At 43.7% G+C, this 22,858-nt stretch carries 17 protein-coding genes; 10 read left to right on the top strand and 7 right to left on the bottom strand.

Annotated elements, in window-relative coordinates; genetic code table 11:
• Window positions 1-47 precede the first annotated feature (47 nt).
• Complete coding sequence (locus tag B4Z47_RS15915; RefSeq protein WP_236586063.1) at window positions 48-2,426, bottom strand: TonB-dependent receptor; 2,379 nt, start codon at window positions 2,424-2,426, stop codon at window positions 48-50.
• A 311-nt stretch (window positions 2,427-2,737) separates the two neighbouring features.
• On the opposite strand from B4Z47_RS15915, the gene B4Z47_RS15910 reads away from it, so the two are divergent.
• The 4 genes from B4Z47_RS15910 (at window position 2,738) to B4Z47_RS15895 (ending at window position 6,511) form a co-directional block, all read left to right on the top strand.
• Window positions 2,738-3,595 (top strand): heme/hemin ABC transporter substrate-binding protein, encoded by an 858-nt coding sequence (locus tag B4Z47_RS15910; RefSeq protein WP_286727595.1) that lies wholly within the window; start codon window positions 2,738-2,740, stop codon window positions 3,593-3,595.
• Between the two features lie 5 nt (window positions 3,596-3,600).
• Window positions 3,601-4,632, top strand: coding sequence for a FecCD family ABC transporter permease (locus tag B4Z47_RS15905; RefSeq protein ID WP_286727594.1), 1,032 nt, complete (start codon window positions 3,601-3,603; stop codon window positions 4,630-4,632).
• Between the two features lie 33 nt (window positions 4,633-4,665).
• Window positions 4,666-5,457 (top strand): heme ABC transporter ATP-binding protein, encoded by a 792-nt coding sequence (locus tag B4Z47_RS15900; RefSeq protein ID WP_115048475.1) that lies wholly within the window; start codon window positions 4,666-4,668, stop codon window positions 5,455-5,457.
• A 91-nt stretch (window positions 5,458-5,548) separates the two neighbouring features.
• Window positions 5,549-6,511, top strand: coding sequence for a helix-turn-helix transcriptional regulator (locus tag B4Z47_RS15895; RefSeq protein WP_286727593.1), 963 nt, complete (start codon window positions 5,549-5,551; stop codon window positions 6,509-6,511).
• A gap of 18 nt (window positions 6,512-6,529) precedes the next feature.
• Here B4Z47_RS15895 and pdeM read toward each other — a convergent pair whose 3' ends face one another.
• Genes pdeM through B4Z47_RS15875 form a run of 4 tightly spaced genes read right to left on the bottom strand, consistent with a single transcriptional unit; the run spans window position 6,530 to window position 12,255 of the window.
• Window positions 6,530-7,192, bottom strand: a complete 663-nt coding sequence (gene pdeM, locus B4Z47_RS15890; protein WP_286727592.1) for a ligase-associated DNA damage response endonuclease PdeM — start codon at window positions 7,190-7,192, stop codon at window positions 6,530-6,532.
• The gene (locus tag B4Z47_RS15885; protein WP_286727591.1) at window positions 7,189-9,651 is read right to left on the bottom strand and encodes a ligase-associated DNA damage response DEXH box helicase; all 2,463 of its coding nucleotides are present in this window, start codon (window positions 9,649-9,651) and stop codon (window positions 7,189-7,191) included. The genes pdeM and B4Z47_RS15885 overlap by 4 nt, the downstream gene beginning before the upstream one ends.
• Before the next feature lie 18 nt (window positions 9,652-9,669).
• The gene (locus B4Z47_RS15880) at window positions 9,670-11,250 is read right to left on the bottom strand and encodes an ATP-dependent DNA ligase (protein WP_115048482.1); all 1,581 of its coding nucleotides are present in this window, start codon (window positions 11,248-11,250) and stop codon (window positions 9,670-9,672) included.
• A gap of 3 nt (window positions 11,251-11,253) precedes the next feature.
• Entirely contained in the window at window positions 11,254-12,255 is a 1,002-nt protein-coding gene (locus B4Z47_RS15875; protein ID WP_115048484.1) for a ligase-associated DNA damage response exonuclease, read from the bottom strand.
• A gap of 144 nt (window positions 12,256-12,399) precedes the next feature.
• On the opposite strand from B4Z47_RS15875, the gene B4Z47_RS15870 reads away from it, so the two are divergent.
• From B4Z47_RS15870 to B4Z47_RS15850, 5 genes are all read left to right on the top strand, one after another.
• Complete coding sequence (locus B4Z47_RS15870) at window positions 12,400-13,866, top strand: response regulator (RefSeq protein WP_115048486.1); 1,467 nt, start codon at window positions 12,400-12,402, stop codon at window positions 13,864-13,866.
• Window positions 13,867-13,873: 7 nt separating this feature from the next.
• Window positions 13,874-17,476, top strand: a complete 3,603-nt coding sequence (locus B4Z47_RS15865; protein WP_115048488.1) for a response regulator — start codon at window positions 13,874-13,876, stop codon at window positions 17,474-17,476.
• Window positions 17,477-17,489: 13 nt separating this feature from the next.
• Window positions 17,490-17,861: a response regulator gene (locus tag B4Z47_RS15860; RefSeq protein ID WP_115048490.1), complete on the top strand. Its 372-nt coding sequence runs from the start codon at window positions 17,490-17,492 to the stop codon at window positions 17,859-17,861.
• Complete coding sequence (locus B4Z47_RS15855; RefSeq protein ID WP_115048492.1) at window positions 17,862-18,692, top strand: CheR family methyltransferase; 831 nt, start codon at window positions 17,862-17,864, stop codon at window positions 18,690-18,692.
• A gap of 69 nt (window positions 18,693-18,761) precedes the next feature.
• The gene (locus B4Z47_RS15850; RefSeq protein WP_070566459.1) at window positions 18,762-19,127 is read left to right on the top strand and encodes a response regulator; all 366 of its coding nucleotides are present in this window, start codon (window positions 18,762-18,764) and stop codon (window positions 19,125-19,127) included.
• 141 nt (window positions 19,128-19,268) lie between these two features.
• Here B4Z47_RS15850 and B4Z47_RS15845 read toward each other — a convergent pair whose 3' ends face one another.
• Window positions 19,269-20,018, bottom strand: a complete 750-nt coding sequence (locus tag B4Z47_RS15845) for an NUDIX hydrolase (RefSeq protein ID WP_070566457.1) — start codon at window positions 20,016-20,018, stop codon at window positions 19,269-19,271.
• Between the two features lie 309 nt (window positions 20,019-20,327).
• On the opposite strand from B4Z47_RS15845, the gene B4Z47_RS15840 reads away from it, so the two are divergent.
• On the top strand, window positions 20,328-22,640 hold the full coding sequence (locus B4Z47_RS15840) for a glycoside hydrolase family 3 protein (RefSeq protein ID WP_115048494.1): 2,313 nt from the start codon (window positions 20,328-20,330) through the stop codon (window positions 22,638-22,640).
• A gap of 36 nt (window positions 22,641-22,676) precedes the next feature.
• Here the strand turns inward: B4Z47_RS15840 and B4Z47_RS15835 are convergent.
• Window positions 22,677-22,858: transposase (locus tag B4Z47_RS15835; protein WP_286727590.1), on the bottom strand; the 182-nt coding region annotated here is incomplete at its 5' end.

Here is a 22,858-nt window from a genome sequence, read left to right as displayed (position 1 = left end):
CTTTTATCTTGTACTTGGTATGCTAAATTCGTGTTCATTAGTGCTTATTATTCTTTTATCCAACGGTAGCTGACACCACCCATAATAACCCGTCCAGGCTGCCCGAGTAGATAACGGCTTGTAAAATTGAATAAGTTGTCACCGATCATGCGGAGGGTCAATCTCCTGTTCATCAGACTCTTTTCCACAGTCATATTCACGAGTGTGTGATAGGGAATAAAAATGTCGTATTTGTCAATAAACTGGTTGCCATTGTATTCCTGAAAAGGTGTTGCACTTCTGAAATTGACCCGCGCATTGACATTAACGCCCCAGGGTTTATATTCATATTGGGCTTTTGCATTGAACATGTGTCTCGAACGGTCTTCAATACCCCAATAATCCGATTTTTTACTCTGGCGATATTCGCCTGTAGCGGGATCGTTGATCTGGTTATAGGGATAACTGCCCTTGGCAATACTATCCAATACACTCAGGTCTTTGGCAATCAGGTATTGATAGCCCATCGACAATTGCAGATCTTTGGTTGCCTGATAGGTCAATGAAACTTCAAAACCTTTATTCATGGCTTTGGGCAGGTTGCGGTAGCTATAGATCTGTGCGACTTTGGTTCCGTTACCTACACTAACTGTGTTGATCTGATTGTTGATCCGATGGTAGAAGACAGAGAAATCGGCCTGTAATCTGTTGGACGGGTTCCAGGTCAGTCCAAGATTATTTGAAATGCTGGTTTCGGCTTTAAGGTTGCCCGCCACCAAATTGAGCATATAGCTGTTTTTATAACTGAGTTCTCCGGCTTGATCCATGGCTGCAATTACATCGGCTACGCGTTCCGAACCGACCACAAGATAATTGGCTGCTGGATTGAAGAAGACCTGATAGCGCATTTTATAGTCGGGGGCTTTGAATCCTGCACCAACACCGCCTTTGATAAGTAGTGTGGCGCTGACGTGGTATTGTAGACCCAGACTTGGACTCAAGTGGCCATTGTAGACGTTGGTCTGATCGTAGCGTAAGCCCAGCGTCGTCAATAAGCGGTCTACAGGTTTCCATTCGGTCTGTAAATAGGCGAATGCGCTGTTCAAAGAGCGTTTGGCATCCAGATCTTGGTTGTCCATCCGTTCAAGGCTACCACCTATACCGCCAGTAAGTTTAACCTGTTGTGCAGGGCTATACGCAAACTGCTGTTCAATGCGGTGTACATTCTGACCAAATTGCTCGGCGCTGGCAACAATACCTTGTTGCAACCATTGTGCGGCAATCTGGGAGTGGAAACGCGAGAAGTAGTAACGCGTCATACTACGCAGTCCAGACGCAAAATTATGGTCGTAACTTGCCGAGAGATTGATGTCCTGATCTTTTTGTTTATCCTGCAGTGTGGCCGATTCAGACCAGGCATTGATCATTTCAGATTCCCGGGCTGCATAACGCCCTGTCACGCCCAAAGTGCCATTTTTGCTTGTACGATAACGTACTCGCCCCTGGAAACTATAGTTGGTATAGGGCGGAAAAGTGGTGCTCTTGGAATCTAGGTATTGCTTGTCGGTATTAAAACCATCCGTGCGGTAGTAATTGCCCGAAAATACTGCGCTGCCGCGCTGATTAGCAAAAGGTGTCTCAGCTTCCAAAGTGGCATCGACGGTATTGAGACTGCCATAGAGGAGGGAAGCCTGTGCCTGTGGTGTGATAGCACCATGGCGTGTAATGATATTGATTGCACCACCTAATGCGTCACTGCCGTATAAGCAGGAGGAAGCTCCCTTGATGATCTCGATACGCTCAATATTGGTCACCGAAATACGGGACAGGTCAAAGTTGCCACTGTTGCGCCCCAGCATAGGTTGCCCATCGACCAGGACCATCACGTAGTTGCTGCTGAATCCCTGGATCTGCACACCGACAGCTCTGGAGCCTCCGGCGATATCGTTCACAATGGCGATACCCGTCTGTTCTTTTAAAACCTCATCTAGCCGACGGCTGCCCATAAGCTCGATCTCGCGCTTGGTGATTACTTTAACGGGCATGGCTGCATTTTCGGCCTTAACGAGATTGTCTACAGCCTGCACTTTACCCTGCACATCAACTACATCCATCTGCCGTTCTTCAGCTTTTAACACAATGGTCAATTGCTGATTTTTGTCTTCCAAATCGATAACTTGACGGTACTGTTGATAACCCATGGCCTGTACCTTTAATTCGTAGCGCCCCGCATAGAGCTGGGTGAATTGAAATCTCCCTGCAGTATCTGTTTTAAAAGCATATTTATCTGGATAAAGATAGATAGTCGCATTGGCGACGCCTTTATTGGATTCGTTTTTCAATACACCGGAGATTTTCCATTTTTCCTGTGCTTGCACAGTGTAGATCTGGCAGGCGCAAAGGGCGATCAGGGTGCTTGTTCGAATAGGTGAGCTGCTTTTAAACACTATTTTTATTTTTAATAATTCTAAATAATGTTACAAAAAAAGGTAATCCTATTGGATTTTTCTCTATGCAAAATGTCATAAATTCTATTTAATCCGTTTTTTATGGACTGAAAAGTAGTTTGGATTTAGCTATATGTTGCTGTTTATTAAAGGTTTGTCAGGCTTTTTATGTTGAGGTATGCTGTTCTAAAAGAAATAATATAATTTGTATTTAGACTGATTATTGATTTGTTTTGTACTCAAGTTGAACGGCGAGAGGTAAAACCATTCCTGGTGATCCGCTATCGCCACAGTGGAGATAAAGAATTACAATGAGTAGATTTTATGTTATTATACTGTGTTTTTTGATGCAAATCGGTGGATGGGCAAGAGCACAGCAGAGAATCATTACGTTAAACAGTTCGTTGACCGAAACGATCTATGGACTGGGAATAGGTGAGCACATGGTCGCTACCGATGTGACAAGTATATCGCCCAAAGCAGCGGCGGCCTTGCCGAGGGTAAGCAAGAACCGTTCGGTATCGGCCGAAGGTTTATTATCTTTTAAGCCAAGCATCGTTATTGCGAATGAAGGCGATGTATCCAAATCGGTCATTCAGCAGATTCGTGCGGCTGGTGTGAAATTTGTCTCCATTAAACCAAACTATTCTGTTCCGGGTGCACTTCGTTACATTCAGGAGGTCGCAGACGCCGTCGGTGAATCTGCTGCCGGTAAAAATCTGGTTTCGCGAACAAAATTAAACCTGGATCATACCATGGAATTGGTGAAAAAGGAAAATCAGGGTAAAGCGGCACCCAAAGTATTGTTTTTATATGCCCGTGGTACGGGTACCATGAGTGTAGCGGGTAAAGGCAGTAGTCTGGATGCGATGATTAATCTGGCTGGTGGTAAAAACGCGGTTCAGGAATTTTCGGATTTCAAACCCTATACAACGGAAGCGCTGGTGCAGGCCAATCCAGATATTGTGTTGCTATTTGATTTTGGCGCAAGTAGTCTTGGGGGGCAGGATGCTATCCTTAAATTGCCGGGGATGCGTATTACGAATGCGGGTAAAAACGAACGTATCTTGGTGATGAATGCCTCGCTGCTGGTCAATTTCAGTAATCGGCTGCCAGACGCAATCTTAGCATTGCACCGTGGATTTGGAGAAATGATGGATTCAAAATAAAGCCGGTGCAAAAGAAACAGAAATTTATCCTATTGACTTTGGGCCTGGTATTGGTTGTTGTCAGTATTGTTGCCTTGGGGATGGGGGCCTATCATATTCCGCCCGCTGATATCTTAACGATGTTGACGCAAAAATTGCACTTCGGAAGTGTGGGAGGTGTGCATAATATGCACGAAGATGTTCTTTTTGAGATTCGTATGCCGCGTCTTTTGCTCGGACTTTTGGTGGGTGCAGCATTGGGTATATCGGGTGCTGCGATTCAGGGTATATTCCGCAACCCCTTAGCGGAGCCCGGATTAATTGGCATTTCATCTGGAGCTTCTCTTTTTGCGGTACTGATCATTGCCTTTGAGACTTTTCTCTTTACCTCTTTGGCTGCTTGGATTGGGTATTATATATTGGCTTTTGGCGCTTTTGTGGGCGCTGGTTTGACCGCTTTTTTGGTTTACCGTATTGCCAGTAAAAATGGCCGCCCCAATGTGACGACGATGTTGTTGGCAGGTATTGCCATCAATGCCTTTGCGGGTGCGCTGACAGGTTTGATGACCTATATGTCTACAGAGCAACAGTTACGTACCATTACTTTTTGGATGCTGGGTAGTCTTGGTGGGGCTACTTGGGATAACTTAAGGGCTTTGGCGCCATTTATTTTGATCCCGGTGCTGATCTTACCCTTTTTTGGAAAGTCGCTGAATGCCTTTTCCCTCGGGGAGTTGCAGGCGGATCTTTTGGGTATGCGTACCGATCGCGTCAAACGCTGGGTGGTTGTTTTATCCACACTTGCTGTGGGAGCATCCGTTGCGGTATCGGGGATCATTGGTTTTGTGGGATTGATTGTTCCGCATACCGTTCGTCTGATGGGCGGGGCGGATCACCGATTTGTACTTCCTGGTTCATTGTTATTGGGGGCGTTGGTGCTGACGTTGGCAGACGTGATTGCCCGGGTTGCTGTTGCACCCATTGAATTGCCGATCGGCGTCATTACAGCTTTACTGGGTACACCGGTATTTTTGTATATTTTAATCAAAGATAAATAGCCTTTTGGCAGAGGCTTTAAAAATAATTGCATTATGCTACGTGTAGAGAAGATCAACTACGAAGTAAACGGACGAAAGCTCCTGAAGGATATCACCTTTCAGGTACGTAAAGGTGAAATTCTGGCAATCCTCGGAGCCAATGGCGCTGGTAAATCGACGCTGATGGGGGTGCTTTGTGGTGAAAAGAAGCCGGATTCGGGTGCTGTTCATCTCAATGGCAAGGCGCTATCGACATACGAACCTGCGGCTTTGGCGAAATGTAGGGCTTTACTGAGTCAACAGCAGCAGATGACATTGAGCTTTAAGGTAGAAGAGATCGTGCTGATGGGTCGGTATCCGCATTATAGGAATACGCCCAAACAACAGGACTATAAAATCGTGGCCGAAACCATGGAACTTTGTGGAGTATCTGCCTTTGCTGAACGGGATTTTTTGAGCCTTTCCGGCGGTGAGCAGCAGCGAGTTCATCTTGCACGTATCCTGGCGCAGATATGGGATAACCCAGATGCACTGTTGTTATTGGACGAACCTATTTCTGCATTGGATCTGCATTATCAGCAGAAAGTACTGGCCATTGCACGGGCACTTGCCCGAAAAGGATTTATGGTGGTGCTGATTGTGCATGACGTCAATTTTGCTGCCATGTATGCCGATCGAATTCTGATGCTCAAAAATGGCCGCAAGCTCTTTCATGGTACCCCAGTGGAAGTGTTGGCCCAAAAGGAGATCTATACGATCTTTTCGGTCGAGTCCAGTGTCATTATGAATCCAAGAACATTGAAACCTTATGTTCAGTTGGAGGAAATGGATATTGACTTGGATTAATCCTGTTATTTAGAAAGATTATAAATAATTTTAGAATACCATCTTATTTCGTTAATTTTAACTGCTTCAGGCTTATTTAGGATTTGTAATCATGTTGGTGAAAAGTAAAATAGTAGAGTTGGCAGATTGGCTTTTTGAAGAAGAAATTCCGGATGGCTATGTTCCCGACAAACCTTTGGTCGGAAATAGGATATCCATATCCAAAGATCCGGTCCATATGGAGAATTTCCAGCTATCGACTTCAGGATTGTTTATCTTGCATTCGAAAATGCAGTTTGATCGGCCAGTGCAGGTTCTTACGGAGATCGAGGGCGAGACCATAACCAGCCAGTTTATTTTCTTTAAGCCGACGGATAGCAAATTGCCTTACGGCATGAGCCGGCATAATATACGCTACATTCCCTCGGTCAAATCCATCCATGAAGTGGAACCCGGTATTGAGTATACTTATTTTATAGCCGTTATTTCCAAAGAGTATTATCTCAATCTGATCAAACGCGATTCGTTATTGCATCAGCAATTTGTGCATGAGATCGAAAAAGGCGAATACGTTTCCTTCTCCGAAGAAGATCTGATGGCGACCTATGAGATGCAGCATACCATAACCGAGCTGATTGAATCTAAAAAGAAAGGGGAGATCCGTCGACTACATACCGAGTCGCGTGTTGTTGAGCTGCTGATGTATCAGTTTGAGCAATACAATGAGAAAACGGAAAGCAATGATTCGCTCTTTCATGAGGAGGATGTGCAAAGGTTGGAGATGGCACGCCAGATTCTTGAACAGCGTATTGCCAATCCGCCGACGCAAAAAGAACTGGCCGCGGAGGTGTTGACCAGTGAAAGCAAATTGCGTAAGGACTTTAAGGAATATTTTTCAGTGACCATTCACGACTACCTTACACGAGTGCGGATGGAAAAAGCCAAAAGTTATCTGCTCGAAGATAAAATGACTGTCTATGAGGTGGCCTTGTTGACGGGCTATGGTCACCAGAATAATTTTAGCAGTGCTTTTAAAAAATATTACGGAATCTCTCCCGGGGAGCTCAAGATGTAATATAAACTGCTGCTTGGATTAGTTTCTTCTGATCGGGAAGATATGATCGTCCGAAATAGCATAACTTTGATATTGGGAAGACAGGTCTTTGCTGTCCAATCCCGTAAAAGTACTAAAAGCGGGAAGGATAATCTGATGAGTAGATACCAGAAAACAGGGTAAGCGAACCTTCCGTTTCGGTGGAATAACCAGGCTGATACCCGGATGGATATGTCCACTAATCCGAAATGAAGAGGAATCTGCTGCATCAGCGGGGTGATGTTTAAATTGGATCTGTTGCATTTCGAAAGCTTCTTTGTGATGCACTATACCGAAGCGAATGCCCATTTGTTGCGATAGGCGGTCGTGATTGCCTTTGACAAGATGAAGGTGGAGCTCAGGGTGGCGTTGTCTGAATGATTCCAGTAAAAGTACTTCCTGATTGATGCCGGCATGAATGAGATCGCCGACAACGATGACTTGCTTAGCTTGATAGTACGCTATTAGGGATTCTAATCGAGTAAGGTCCGTTATGGCAGTATCCATCGGGATAGCAATGCCATGCTTCCTGAAATGTGCCGCTTTGCCCAGATGTAGGTCAGATAAGATTAACGTTTTTTGGTCTTTCCAGTATATAGAGCGTTGTGTGTTAAGGGCTAATTCCTGTTTATTGAAGGTAATTGTTTGTTCTCCGATTTTCATTTTCTGCGCTTCTTTTTTTGAGCATTGGTCTTTTCCATGCGTTGAATCCGTTCAATCAAGGCTTCGCTCGACAGGGATTGCCGGAGGCTATCCACTTTTATCGGAAAGCTCAATGGCGTATACTCTTCGACAAAGGTATAACGTATTTTGCTCTGATTGATCCTTTCGAATGCGTTTATTAACCGATGTTCTTCCAGTTGCTGGTTGAACACTTCGGTAAAAGCCTGTTTGAGCAAAAGGTTAGTGGGATCGTGTTCCATCAGTACGCGGAAAATAATCCCTGATGAGGCCTGTAATGATTTGTTGTTTTGCTGGGTGCCCGGATAGTTCTGCACAACCAGTCCCGAGATGACAGCGATATCCCTAAATTTGCGGCTGGCCATTTCTGCCGAGTTAATACTACTGATCACATCTTCCATCAAATTGCTGCGGCTCAATACCTGTTCGAGCTGCATTTGACTGAGCTGAATTTGCTTATCGGAATAGAGTTCGAAGCCATAGTCGTTCATGGCCATGGAAAAGCTGATGGGGTACAACTTGCTAATGCGGTAGGCGACAAGCGCTGCCATGACTTCATGGATCAATCGGCCTTCCAAGGGGTAGAAAAATAGATGATGACCTTCTCTGGTTTTGATATGTTCGACGAGGAATTCCGCTTCACTTGGCACGGCTGAAAGTTCAGCCTGTTTTTTGATCAGTGGCGCCAGGAAATGAAGCTCTTTTTCACTGGAAGGAGCGCTGGCTGCTGCAGCCAATTTTTTTCTCAGGAAATGACTCAAGTTGGACGATAAGGGAAGTCTTCCACCGAGCCAGCTTGGAGTAATGGCTTTACCCGACGAATTTCTTACGAATACGGTCATTTCCTTGACCATCGCTACTTCGAGTATCCGCCCCGCAAGGATAAAGCGTTCACCTTTTTTTAGTTTGCTAATAAAATATTCTTCGATCATGCCGATGTAACCACCGGAGAGAAACTTCACGCGCATCATGGCATCACCGACAATGGCACCTATATTGAGTCTGTGAAGTAGTGCAAGACGACGGTTTTTGATGATCCATTTGCCATCTTCATCTTGGATAACCTTGTGAAATTCTTCGTAGCGTTTTCCAATTTTTCCACCCGCGGTAATAAAATACATACACCATTGCCATTCTTCCGTTTCCATGTAGTGAAAGGCATGGGTATTGGCGACGATTGCATGCAGTTCTTCCGAACGAAATCCACCGCCCAAGGCGATGGTTACCATGAATTGAACAAGCACATCGAAGGTCTGAACCATGGGATCCCGGTTTTCGATCGTCTGCGTTTTTACGGCCTCCTTCAAGGCGGCGACCTCGATGAGCTCCAGGGAATGTGTGGGGACGAAATAGATCGTGGACGTTTCAAATGGACTATGTCCACTTCTTCCAGCGCGTTGCATAAATCGAGCTACACCTTTACTGGAGCCAACCTGTATGACTGTATCTACAGGTTTGAAATCTACCCCTAAGTCCAAGGAGGAGGTTGACACGACCGCTTTAAGTTTGCCGCTGCTGAGATTGTCTTCGATCCATTCGCGGATATGGGCGTCAATGGAGCTGTGATGCAAGGCGATTTGTCCAGCAAAATCGGGGTGAGCCTGCAGCAGCAATTGGTACCACATCTCACTTTGGCTCCGTGTGTTGGTAAAGAGGATCGTACTTTTACTGGCAAGTATAATCGGGACGACCTGATCTACGAGGTTGCCGCCGAGATGCCCTGCCCAGGGAAGCAGTTCCACTGTGCTGGGGAATATCGGTTTGATGGCAATTTTCTTTTTCTCCTTGGCAACAATCTGGATACGTTTTGCAGCTTGTGGAAGCAAAACTTCCATCGCTTCTTCAAGGTTTCCGATGGTGGCTGTGATACCCCAAACGCGTAGGTTTTTTATATATGCTTTCAGAAAGGAAAGTGCCAGTTCGACCATTACGCCGCGTTTGTTGCCCATGAGCTCGTGCCACTCGTCAACCGTCACACATCGGAGATTTTTAAAATATTTATCGCGTTGTTTTTGAGCAAGCAGTAAGTGCAGGCTTTCTGGAGTAACGAGTAAAACGTCAGGCATGGAGCGGGTTTGCTGCGCTTTGATCTTGGGATCGGTGTCACCATTACGCACCTGTACGATCCAGTCGAGTCCAATTTCGTCTATTGCTGTTTGCATGGCCCGCGCCAGATCTTTGGCCAAAGAGCGTAGGGGTGTAATCCAAAGGAGCTTTAGCCCCTTTTGATAGTGTTCCGGATGATTGAGGAAGTCCATCAGTACGGCCATAAAAAGGGAGAAAGTCTTCCCAAACCCTGTAGGCGCGATGACCAGCCCGCTATATCCTTGCGCATATTTTTCCCAGGCCTTGGTCTGGAAGCTAAAAGGGGCGTTTCCCTGCGATTTAAAATAATCACTGATTATTCGAAAACCGTCACTATATGCTATTTTTTCGTTCAATGTGTATGAAGCTATGCCTTATTGTATCAACTTTTTAATATCTTCAAGACTATCGATCTCTGCGGCGGTCTTGTCTTTTCGCCAGCGTAATATCCTCGGAAAACGTAGCGCGACACCCGATTTATGACGTTTGCTGTATCCAATGCCTTCAAAGGCAATTTCAAAAACTAGTTCAGGTTTAACGGTTCTTACGGGGCCGAATTTCTCTAAAGAATTTTGTTTTACAAAGCGGCTAACTTCTAGAATTTCCTTGTCTGTAAGACCTGAATAGGCTTTTGCGATCGTTACAAGCTGATCGTCATCCTTTACGGCAAAAGTATAATCGGTATAATGGGCACTTCGGCGGCCACTTCCTTTCTGTGCATAAATGAGGACAGCGTCTATACTCATGGGGTTTACCTTCCATTTCCACCAGTCGCCTTTTTTGCGGCCGGCATGATAAGCGGAGTCCTTTTTCTTGAGCATAAGTCCTTCGCTGTTGACCTCGCGCGAGTTTGCCTGAATGTCTTGTAGCGCGGACCAATCTGCTGCATGTATCAAAGGTGACAGCTCTAAAGCACCTGGAGGATTTGCAGCATAACACTGTTCTAGCAGTGTACGTCTGTAATTAAGAGGCTTATCGCGCAGATCGATGCCATCCAGTTCGACAATATCATAAAGGTAGACTGAAATAGGTACTTCTTCACGCAGTGACTTTGGAATGGTCTTTCGGTTGATTCGTTTTTGCAGTTCGGAAAAGTTGAGGACACCGCCGTCTCTGACAGCTAGGATTTCGCCATCAAGCACAAAATTTCCTTTCCACTGATGGAGGGCCTCGGTAATTTCAGGGAACTGCGCTGTCACGAGTTCCTCTCCGCGAGACCAGATATGTATTTCATCTTCGCGCTTGATGAGCTGGCCACGTATACCGTCCCATTTGTATTCTGCCTGCCATTCGTTGAGAGAGCCTAGGTCTTCGGGGGCCTTTTCTAAAGGATAAGCAAGGCAGAATGGATAAGGTTTGGAGCGGTTGGTATCGCTGTAAGCGCCATTGACGAGTTTGTCGAATTCTACCGCATGCGGATTCCATTCGCCCATGATACTATGCGCTACAGCGCTTGCTTCACTGTTGGTATACTGCGCGATTGTATTGATTAATCCCTTATCGGAAACACCTAACCTGAAGCTGCCGCCGAGCAGTTTATTGAAAATGAAACGCTCTACGGTATTTAGTGCATTCCAGGAACGGAGAACAAAAGCCTTTTTTTGGGCTATACTGTCATCCCGGATGGCAATGATCTCGTCCATCCATTCACTCAGGCTTTTTTCGATCTGCTGTGATGGTGGTGGGAGCAGCAACGATAAGGTCTCGGCCAGATCACCTACGGCAGCATACGATTCTATAAATAACCATTCGGGGACTCCGGTGATTTCTAAGGCCCATGTTTTGAGATTCTTGATCGCGATGCTGCGTTTTGGTCTTTTGCCGGTCATCAGGGCAAGAAACCAAAGTTTGTCTTTTTCGGGAGCCTGGTTGAAAAAAGTTAAAATAGCTTCTTTTTTCGAATTGGTCTTATTGCTGCTGTCAAGCGCATGGATCAATGTAGCAAATTCTTTCATAGGCTATTCTGTAGTTTGGCTTTGAGGGTCCTCTTCATCTCCGTATTGCGTTTTAACTTCTTCGGCCTCAATACCGATTTCATTCAGATATTTGGCAAATGTTGCTGTCTGTCCGTGTGTGACATATACTTTTTCGGCAGCGCTACCACGTACCGCCTGCAATAAGCCCTGCCAGTCGGCATGATCGCTGATCGCAAAGCCGGCATCAGCGCTGCGCCATCGCCGTGCCCCACGGATTTGCATCCATCCGGAGCAGATCGCATGGGCAACATGCGGTATTTTCTGTAGAAGCTGGCTGTCCAGCAGAGCAGGCGGTAGCAGCACAATTTGATTGTCAAGCTGTTTGAGCTCCGATTTTAAATCGGCGATGCGGTAATTTGGCAATTTTATACCTGCCTGACTATAGGCTTCGTTCAGCTTGGCAATGCTGTAATGAACGTACACGGGACCCATCTCATGAACAGCGTTGAGAATGCGCTGCGATTTTCCAAGGGAATAACCGATAAACACAGAGGTTTTGTTGTTGCTCTGATTGGTTTTAATCCATGTCTGTAGGCTTTCATTTTGCGCTTCTACGGAATCCCAACGGTAAATAGGGAGGCCGAATGTACTTTCTGTAATAAGTTGATGGCACTTTATGGGTTCGAACGGCGTAGATAAACCATCGTCCTGAATCTTGTAATCGCCCGTAAAGACGACAACTTTACCTTTATGTTCCAGGCGTATCTGTGCAGAGCCAATGATATGGCCAGCTGGATGTAAGGAGACCCTGACTCCATTGATGTACACCGCTTCGTTGTAGCTAAGACCTTGAACCTGAATGTCTGGACCTATGCGACTTCGTAGGATATTGACCGTAAAATGGTGGCATAAGTATTTCTTCATTCCCCAATGGGCATGATCTGCGTGACCATGGGAGATGACTGCCAAATCAACTGGTTGCCATGGATCAAGATAAAACTTGCCCGGAACACAGTAAATACCTTTTGATGTAAAACTTATCATTATTCATTAAAACAGGGTTTCGTGGGCTAAAGTTTTACTTATTTGCTGTCTTTTCAATTTACTGTTGTCTTTGCGTATTAATGTTGGGGGTATTCAGTTAATTTTTTTAGATTTGTTAACCTTGATGCTAAGTTTTAATACACTATGATATTAATTGTCGATGATAATCCGGATAATATTTACTCTTTACAAAAATTGCTGGAATCCAAGAATTTTAAAGTTGATACCGCTCATTCTGGGGAAGAAGCTTTAAAAAAGATCCTAAAAAATAATTATGCATTAATCATATTGGATGTTCAAATGCCGGATATGGACGGCTTTGAAGTCGCCGAGAATATCGCCGGTTTTAGTAAGACAAAGGAAACACCGATCATATTTTTGTCTGCGGTCAATACAGATAAAAAATTTATTACGAAAGGCTATGATTCCGGTGGTTTGGATTATGTCACCAAACCTGTTGATCCGGATATTCTAATGCTGAAAGTCAAGACGTTTTATCGCCTTTATGAGCAGACGCAGGCATTGAAAGATGTTCAGCAGACCTTGGAGCTTGAAGTGGAACGACGAAAGCAGGCGCAGCAGGAGCTTCGGTCTAAATTGGACTATTTACATACGCTTTTGGAGTCGCTTCCTCAAATTGCATTTACTTGTGACAAGAGCGGTAATATTGATTTTGTCAATGGCCGTTGGTTTGAATTTTCTGATGATGCCACTATTTTTCCGCAGACTTACCCTGGTGACCGGCCTATCGCTGCAGCGCTTCACGGTAGCCTTCAGTCAGGTGAACCTTTGGAGATGGAAGTCCGTTTGAAAAAGACCCATTGTGGAGAGTATTCATACCAATTGTTGCGGGTGTGGCCAATCTTGCAAAATAGTGAAAGCAACTGGATAGGAACTTTCACCGATATTGACGCACAAAAGCGGGCGGAAAAAGAGAAAGATGAGTTTCTGAGTATTGCCAGTCATGAGTTGAAAACACCGTTGACAAGTATAAAGGCCTATATGCAATTGCTTGACCGCAAGTTGAAACTGGAAGAGGAAAGTGCTGAAGCAAGGTATGTTCATCGGGTGCAAGGACAAATAGATAAACTCAACAGCCTTATATCGGATCTTTTGGATCTATCAAAAATTGACAATGGGAAGTTGCTTATCAATAAAAAAGTATTCTCACTTGAGCATATGGTAAAAAGTGCGGTTGATTCCATTGTTCAGACGCATGACCAAAGCAGCATGAAGCTTATTCGAACCGGTGATATCACAGCGGTACAAATATACGGTGATGAGATCCGTCTGGAGCAGGTATTGGTTAATTTCTTGACGAATGCATACAAATATGCGGCGGGCACGGAAAAAGTCATTGTAGATTGTACGGTTGTCGACGATGCTGTGAAGATCAGTGTAATCGACTTCGGCATCGGGATACCCGTGGAAAAGCAAGCCGATGTTTTTGAGAAATTTTATCGTGTGGAAGAAACATCATTTGACTTTCAAGGGCTCGGGATAGGCCTTTACATCTGCGCCGAAATTATACGAAGCCATCAGGGAACGATTGGTGTAGAGAGTTCGGGCGAGCGTGGTGCAACCTTCTATTTTACCTTACCCTTAAATTAATTTAAGAATGCCAAATAGTAAGACACTCAATAATCTAACGTGGGGGATCGGCTTCTCATTGGTCGTGTTGCTTATTAGTTCTACTGCATCATACATTGGTATACAGGAGCAAAATAGGCATCGCCAGGAGCTTGCGGTAACAAGAAAAATAATCAGCACTTCAACTAGTTTACTAGCTTCGTTACAAGGTGCTGAAACTGGAAACCGGGGCTTTCTTCTGACTGGTAAAGAAAGCTATTTAGAGCCTTTTAATAATGCCTTGGAAAGTTTGCCCAAAGAATTGCAGGAGATAGAAGCCCTCACCAAGCAGGATCCGGTGCAGAAGGTTCGATTAGACAGTCTTGTAATTGCAGCAAAATGGCGGCTCGACATTTTAAAGGAATCAGTTGCAACGAAGAGAAGGGGCGGCGTTTTCGGCTTAGCACAATTGGATGAGAGTAAAATGGCTATGGATAAGTGCCGTGCAATTATCAAGGATATTAATCAGTATGAGGACGATAATATCGATAGGAAATCGGCTAATTTGGATAATTCTTCGTTTATCACAACCTTGTTTATTGTTATCAGTGCCTTACTTTCTCTTATTATTACCAGCTATTTTTATTTTAGGTTACGTGCCGACTTCTTGAAGCGTGCAGCACTCGAGAAATCATTACGTGAGAAGGATGAAGGTATTTCTAGGCGCTTAAATTTGGTTCAGAAGATTACCAATCGAATCGCATTGGGGGATTATGATGTCAAGGCAGAGGAGGTCGGAGACGATGATCTCGGTGAAATTGCGAAAGCCGTCAATAGGATGTCGAAGGCGTTGAAAAAATCATTTGAACAGCTAACAGATAATGATTGGCTTCATGCTGGATATGCTAAACTTTACACTGGATTGATGGGAAATAAGAGTGAGCAAACAATTGCTGCAGATTCCATCAAAAGTCTTGTGGATTATACCGGTGCTATCAGTGGCGCGATCTATATTTTTAACGATGACAAGTTGGAACTTTCAGGAGCATATGGTTTGGATATGCAGACACAGCGATATTTTTTGCCGGGCGAAGGCTATATTGGGCAGGTATTTGTTGACCGGGAATCTAAGACACTTCATAATCTGAATGCAACGGATTACGTGGTTAGTTTTGCCAATGGAAAGATCCATATGCAGCATATTATTTTCTTACCGATGCTGGTTGATGATCAAGTCCTGGGCGTATTGGAAGTTGGTCAGATGGATAGTTTCACTGCGGTAGAACAAACATTTTTGACTGAATGTGCCCGACAGATTGGGATTGCACTAGTTTCAGCAAAAGGAAGGGCAAAAATCCAGACATTGCTGGAGGAAACACAGGTACAGTCTGAAGAGCTATTAACACAACATGCCGAGCTTGAAAGTTTAAATACTGAATTGGAGGCGCAAACATTGCGTTTGCAGTCTTCAGAGGAAGAGCTTAAAGTACAACATGAGGAACTGATGCAATCCAATCAAGAATTAGAGGAACGCTCGCGATTGCTTGAAGATAAGAATTTGATGATTGCCGAACGAAATCAGGAAATTCAGCACAAAGCCGAAGAGTTGGCGCTGAGTACTAAATATAAATCTGAGTTTTTGGCTAATATGTCCCATGAACTCCGTACACCACTCAATTCGATATTGCTGCTATCTCGTTTGCTATCGGAGAATGTAGAGAAAAACTTAAATTCAGATCAGATTGAATCAGCTAAAGTCATTCAAAGTTCAGGGACGAGTTTGTTAACCTTGATCGATGAGATTTTGGATCTTTCCAAAATTGAATCGGGTAAGATGACCTTGGATTATGCCTCGTTGGATCTGCATGATATTTTGTCCGATTTGAATAGCCTGTTTTTACCCATTGTAAAGGAGAAGGGGTTGGCTTTTAAGACGACTGTCAGTGCTAAGATCGCACCTCGCTTTGAGGGAGATCGGCTTCGCATCGATCAGGTACTCCGTAATTTGATTTCAAATGCGATTAAATTTACCAAAGAAGGCGAAGTACGTCTGGAAATCTATGAAGATCCAAGTGATCGCGATCGATTGGTATTCGCTGTAGTCGATTCGGGTATTGGTATACCACTTGAAAAGCAGAAAATTATTTTTGAAGCCTTTCAGCAAGCTGATGGCTCAACGAGGCGGAAGTTTGGCGGTACTGGCCTAGGACTTTCTATTAGCCGGGAGATTGCACGTTTGCTTGGTGGAGAGATCAGGTTGGAAAGCGAAGTGGGTAAAGGTAGTACCTTTTTGTTCATTATTCCGAAGTCCAAAGTTGAAGTCAAAGAGATATTGACGAAGGAGCAGCAATTGGTTGAGGAGATATCTTCGGAAGTAGAAGAGGTGATTGAGATTGTTAAAGAAGATACCTATAATCCGGTCACAATTAGGATCCCCGAGGAGATTCCAGATGATCGAGATACGGTTTCAGAGGGAGACAAGGTGATTTTGATTGTGGAGGATGATGTTAATTTTGCCAAGGCACTCTTGAAATATACACATACACAAAACTATAAAGGTGTAGTTGTTGTTCGTGGTGATCATGCACTCCCTGCAGCACAGAAGTATCATCCAGCTGCTATTCTGCTCGATATTCAATTGCCAATCATGGACGGATGGGCTGTCATGGATCAATTGAAGGGCAATAAGGCTACGCGGCACATTCCGGTTCATATCATGTCTTCGCTTGAGGTGAAGAAAGAAAGTTTATTAAAAGGAGCAATCGACTTTATTAATAAGCCTGTTGCGTTGGAGCAAATGACTTCGGTATTCCAAAAAATTGAATCGGCCTTAAGCCGTTCACCGAAGAAGGTACTTATTGTTGAAGAAAATCCAAAGCATGCCAGTGCACTGTCTTATTTCTTAAGTAGTTTTAATATATCACTTGAAGTAAAAGATAATGTAGAGGAAAGTATTACTGCTTTACGCACGGCAGATGTGGACTGTGTGATTCTGGACATGGGGGTTCCTGATGAAATGGGCTACCATACGTTAGAAGCAATCAAACAACATGAGGGATTAGAGAACCTGCCGATCATTATCTTTACAGGCAAGAACCTGTCTAAGGCTGAAGAGTTGAAAATTAAGAAATACGCAGACTCCGTTGTTGTAAAGACGGCCCATTCTTATCAACGGATTCTAGATGAGGTCGGATTGTTTCTTCATTTGATTGAGGTTAATAATTCAGACGACGCCAGAAGGAAGAACAATGGGCTTGGAGCTTTGACCGATGTATTGAAGGGCAAGAAGGTCCTTGTTGCTGACGATGACGTCAGGAACATCTTTTCAATAACCAAAGCATTGGAGAAATTTCAAGTAAAAGTAATTCCTGCAATGGACGGTAAAGAAGCGTTGGAAGTATTGACATCAGGAGAACCTATTGATATTGTATTGATGGATATGATGATGCCAGAGATGGATGGCTATGAGACTATTAGGAATATCAGGCAACATGTTGATTATGCAAGATTACCAATCATCGCTGTTACGGCGAAGTCGATGATCGGCGACCGAGAAAAATGTATTCAGGCAGGAGCTTCGGATTATATCTCGAAGCCGGTAGATATCGATCAGCTCTTGTCTTTATTGCGTGTGTGGTTATATGAAAATTGAGGACAACTGATATATGGATCAGAATAAGGTAATATTAATTGTGGACGACGATCAACGCAATATTTTTGCATTGCGTTTGACGTTGAAAGCGAAGGGATATCAAGTATTGAGCAGCACGAGTGCGAGCGAGGCTATCGAGATCTTGGAGACGAATAAAGGTGTAGCGCTGATATTGATGGATATGATGATGCCTGAAATCGATGGCTATGAGGCGATTCAGCTGATCCGCAATTCGAGTTCGCTGGGCAAAATTCCAGTTATTGCCGTGACAGCGCAAGCGATGAGTGGAGACCGGGAGAAATGCTTGGAAGCTGGAGCCCAGTCGTATGTCTCGAAGCCGATTGATGTCGATAAATTGATAGGTGAAATTGAACGGTTAATCTAAATGTTGGGCTATAGTATCATAAAAGACCATGAAATAGATATTTTGCTTGAAGATATCTATCGCGACTACGGGTATGATTTTTTGCAGTATAGCCGTGCATCGATGAAGCGGAGGATTAATCGGCTTATGACGAATGACCGTTTGGCAAGTTTTGCTGAACTTCGTTTTGTATTAAAAGACAACCCGGCATTTTTGCAGCATTTTGTTGAAGAGATTACTGTTAACTTGACCGAGATGTTTCGAGATCCCTTATTCTTTCGTCAACTGCGGGAGGAAATTCTCCCTCAATTGGGGACATATCCATTGATCCGTGTATGGATTGCAGGATGCTCCACAGGAGAGGAAGCTTATTCGATGTCCATTTTGCTAAAAGAGGCTAATCTGTATCACAAGTCATTGATCTATGCAACGGATATTAATCCTCGGGTACTCGATATTGCCCGAAATGGTGTATATCCATTGAGCCAGATAAAATCTTTTTCCGAAAATTATATAGAATCTGGTGGAAAACAGGACTTTTCGAAATATTACACAGCAAATTATGAATGGGCAAAATTCGATGCCGATCTTAAGCAAAAAATGATTTTATCTACCCATAATCTGGTGTCAGACACATCATTTAATAGCTTTCAATTAATCCTTTGTCGGAATGTTTTGATCTATTTTAATAAAGATTTGCAGGAGCGTGTTTTTAAATTATTTGACGCGAGTCTAGAAAATTTAGGATATTTGGCATTAGGTAGTAAAGAAACCATACGATTTTCAGGGATTCAGCATAACTTTACAGCTGTAGGGGATCAAAAGATTTGGAAAAAACTTTTTACCTTATAGGGGATTGCAGGAAGGCATGAAAGTTTTGTGCCTGATGTAAAAAATGACGGTATATATAAACTATTTTATATGAGTAAAACAAAAACGGTGTTGATATTTGAGGACGATACCATTATTTTGGAGGTTATAACGGTTGTTTTGACAGATTTGGGGTTTCACGTTGAAGTTTCCGAAACTTCACATGATATTATCCAAAAGGTGGAATCTGCAGAGCCCGATCTTGTTTTAATGGATAACTGGATTCCAAACATCGGTGGGGTTGAAGCAACCAGATTGCTTAAATCAGATCAGCGTTTTAGCCATATTCCCGTAATTTACGTGTCGGCAAATAACGATATTCAATCCCTGGCAGATCGTGCCGGAGCGGATGATTTTCTATCTAAACCTTTTGATTTGGAAGATTTGGAAAATATTGTCAATAAATATATTGTATAGATCAATTTAAGGTTAGACTTAAAGGCTGCAAATCTCAGATTCTCGCAGGTTAGTTTAGTCGATGGAAGTATGCTGGTCTATGCCAGCATCAATTAGCTTTTGATCTATTATGTATTTGGTAAAAATGTATCGGTGATCTGACTACCAGGTATTTAGACCTTCCTGTAAAATAGTGTTATAGGTCTCCACGTTGAATTTATAGAGATCAGGAGCTTTATGGGCTCCGCCTTTCCGCTGTTCGTCAAGTTTTTGGAGGATACCCATATTTTTCATTTTACGATAAAAATTGCCACGATTAAGTTTCTTACCAAGCACTGTTTCATAGAGTCCTTGCAGGTCCGTCAGCGTAAACTTGTCTTGTAGCAAATTGTATCCTATTGGTTTATAAGAAAGCCGCTCGCGAAGAGTCCGGAGAGCCTTGTTGATGATTTTGCGATGATCCATGGTGATATTGAGCTCAGTGATGTCCCTAAAGTCGATCCACTGACAAGTCTCACTTAAGGAATCAGGTTGAGGAATTACGTGTTTGTAGTTTACCAGCGCGTAATAACCAATTGAAATAAATCGCTGTTTGTTCCACAATGTGTCTGGGTAATCTGCAAAGGATTGCTGGCTGCGCTGTGGGCATCCAAATACCGCAAATTCTTCCAAGAATATATCCTTCACACCTGAGCGTTCATAAAGTACGCGTTTGACCGCCTCGTCCGTATCTTCCTCTTTCCCTACATAGCCACCTGGCAGAAACCATTCTTTATTATAATTCATTTTTAGCAAAAGGATTCTCAAAGAACCTTGGTCGAAGCCAAAGACGACGGTATCCACAGAAATGTGAGGTAGAAATTTTTCATAGCTCTCTGCTGATGCGTTAATTAGCTGTGTTCTGAAATCCATATAACTGCTGTTTTTGGGTTAATATTACAAAAAAATATCGCAATGGGAGGTAAGTTGCCGGATAAAACTCGAACAATTCCTTATGCAAAAATTACATAAGGTGCTTTTTTGATAAATCAATTTACTGGTAATTAGTTGTTTGTGTTATTTTGTTGATTTTATTTTGTAATTGAACAAAAAGATTGTACACTTGTATTGCTTCATTATGAAGCAATGTAAATAACTGATTATAACGTGTTAAGCCAAATGTTTTTTTAGCCGTGAGGCGAATGTTTGACTACGAACTCATGTATTAAACGAACAGATTTTATGAATGTAAGAAACCTAATATTCGCTTCATCTTTCAGTCTATTTTTAACTTTTTCAGCACAAGGCCAGGTTTATCAAAAGATTGAGAATCAGTATGGCCCTGTTTTGGGGTATTCAACAGCTTCGGGCGTGAAGATCCTAAGTATTGCTGGAAATAAATTTAAGGATCTCAATCGAAATGGAAAATTAGACCGTTATGAAGATTGGCGTTTGACAGCAGAGGAGCGAGCTAAAGATCTCGCCTCAAAATTGTCTGTTGATCAGATTGCTGGGCTTATGTTGTATAGCAGGCATCAAGCTTTACCGGCACCGGCCTTTGGATTTATGGGAGGCACTTATCAAGGAAAAAACTATCAGGAAGGTCTAGTTTCACCTTGGGCTCTGACCGATCAGCAGCGTGAGTTTCTGGAGAAAGATGGGCTGAGGCATGTCCTGTTGACAGCAGTGAAAGATCCGGAGACCGCTGCCCGTTGGAATAATGAGTTGCAAGGTTTTGTGGAAGGCTTGGGATGGGGGATTCCGGCGAATAATAGTTCCGACCCACGTCATAATGCTGTTGTCAGTGCAGAGTTCAACGCTGGGGCAGGGGGGCAAATTTCAATGTGGCCGGATGGGCTTGCGATGGCGGCGACATTCGATCCAGCTATCGTCAAACGTTTTGGGCAAGTAGCGGCTTCGGAATATCGATCCTTGGGCATCACGACGGCATTATCACCACAGATAGATTTGGGTACCGAACCGCGTTGGTATCGTATCGGTATGACTTTTGGAGAGAGTCCCGAGTTGACAACAGCGATGGCTAGAGCTTATATCGATGGTTTTCAGACATCGAGTGGAAAAGACGAAATTGCCTTAGGCTGGGGGTATAAGAGTGTTAATGCTATGGTGAAACATTGGCCCAGTGGAGGGCCTGAGGAAGGTGGTCGGGATGGCCATTGGGCTATTGGAAAGTTTGCGGTATATCCAGGTGATAATCTGAAGCAACATATTATTCCATTTGTCAATGGAGCTTTTCAGTTGACAGGAAAGACGAGCAAAGCTGCCGCAGTTATGCCCTATTATACGATTTCTTTTGGTCAAGACGAGAAGAATGGTGAAAATGTGGGAAATGGTTATAGCAAATATTTGCTTACCGACTTGTTGCGCGGCACCTACGGTTATGATGGTGTGATCTGTTCGGACTGGTTGATTACGGGAGATGAAGCGCCTAAACCAGATGGATTTGCAGGTAAACCCTGGGGGGTAGAACAGCTGTCGGTGGCAGAGCGTCATTATAAAGCATTGATGGCAGGCATAGATCAATTTGGTGGCAATAACGATAAGGCTCCTGTTTTGATAGCCTATGAACTGGGCGTGAAAGAGCACGGACAGAAATTTATGCGGCAACGATTTGAAGCTTCTGCCAGAAGGCTTCTGTTAAATATTTTCCGGGTAGGACTCTTTGAAAATCCATATTTGGATGTCGAGGAAAGTCGCGCCACTGTCGGTAATCCGCTCCATATGAAGGAGGGCTACGACGCACAGGTAAAGTCCATTATTTTACTAAAGAATAGTGATCAGCAATTGCCTATTCTTGGACGGAAGAAAGTTTATGTTCCGAAGATGTATAGTGCAGCAATGAAAGATTGGTGGGGAAACTATGCACAGGCACGATTGGAATACCCCCTCAACATTGATCTCTTGCGAAAATATTCCGATGTAACCGATAACCCCAATGAAGCTGACCTTGCAATCGTGTTTGTACAGAGCCCGATCAGTGCAGAAGGTGGGTATAGCGCAAGGGATCGCAGGAATGGTGGAAATGGCTATGTTCCGATTTCCTTGCAGTATGGCACTTATACAGCCTCAGATGCACGAGCGGAGAGTATTGCCGCAGGTGATCCTATAATCGATCCATCGATTAAGAATAGGTCTTATAAGAATAAAATGGTGACTGCTGCGAATGTGATGGATCTTCAAACGATATTGGATACGAAGGATATGATGAAGGGGAAACCTATTTTGGTGTCTGTGACAGCAAACAAGCCCATGGTATTTGCCGAGTTTGAAAAGGAGGTATCAGGTATTATCCTAAATTTTGGTGTATCAACACAGGCTGTATTGGATGTTATGTTTGGAAAGTACGAACCTTCCGGTCTATTGCCTGTTCAAATGCCGGCAAACATGGCTACAGTTGAGAAACAAGCTGAGGACGTGCCTTTTGACATGGAAGTCTATGTTGATCAAGCAGGACACGCCTACGATTTTGGTTATGGTTTAAACTGGTCGGGAGTCATTAAAGATAAACGCGTAGGAGAGTTTGTGAGGAAATAATAGGGGATCATACCGAAAGTTTGGGGGGTAAAGTTTTTAAGCATACAGTTTCATTACTCTATATAAGAAGAATGTGGTGTCTCTTACGCCACGAAAGACACTCCTGAAAGCTTTGAGCTTTGCATTGAAAGATTCTGCTGAAGCATTGGTGCTTCTGTTGTCGAAGTAGTGTAGGATATATTGATGATGTGCCGCGATGGATCTTGCTACGCTCTCAA

The organism is Sphingobacterium sp. UBA2610, assembly GCF_002339225.1.
Classification (GTDB): domain Bacteria; phylum Bacteroidota; class Bacteroidia; order Sphingobacteriales; family Sphingobacteriaceae; genus Sphingobacterium; species Sphingobacterium multivorum.
The sequence above is the reverse complement of the archived record's forward strand: the minus strand, read 5'-3'. Positions and strand labels throughout refer to the sequence as shown.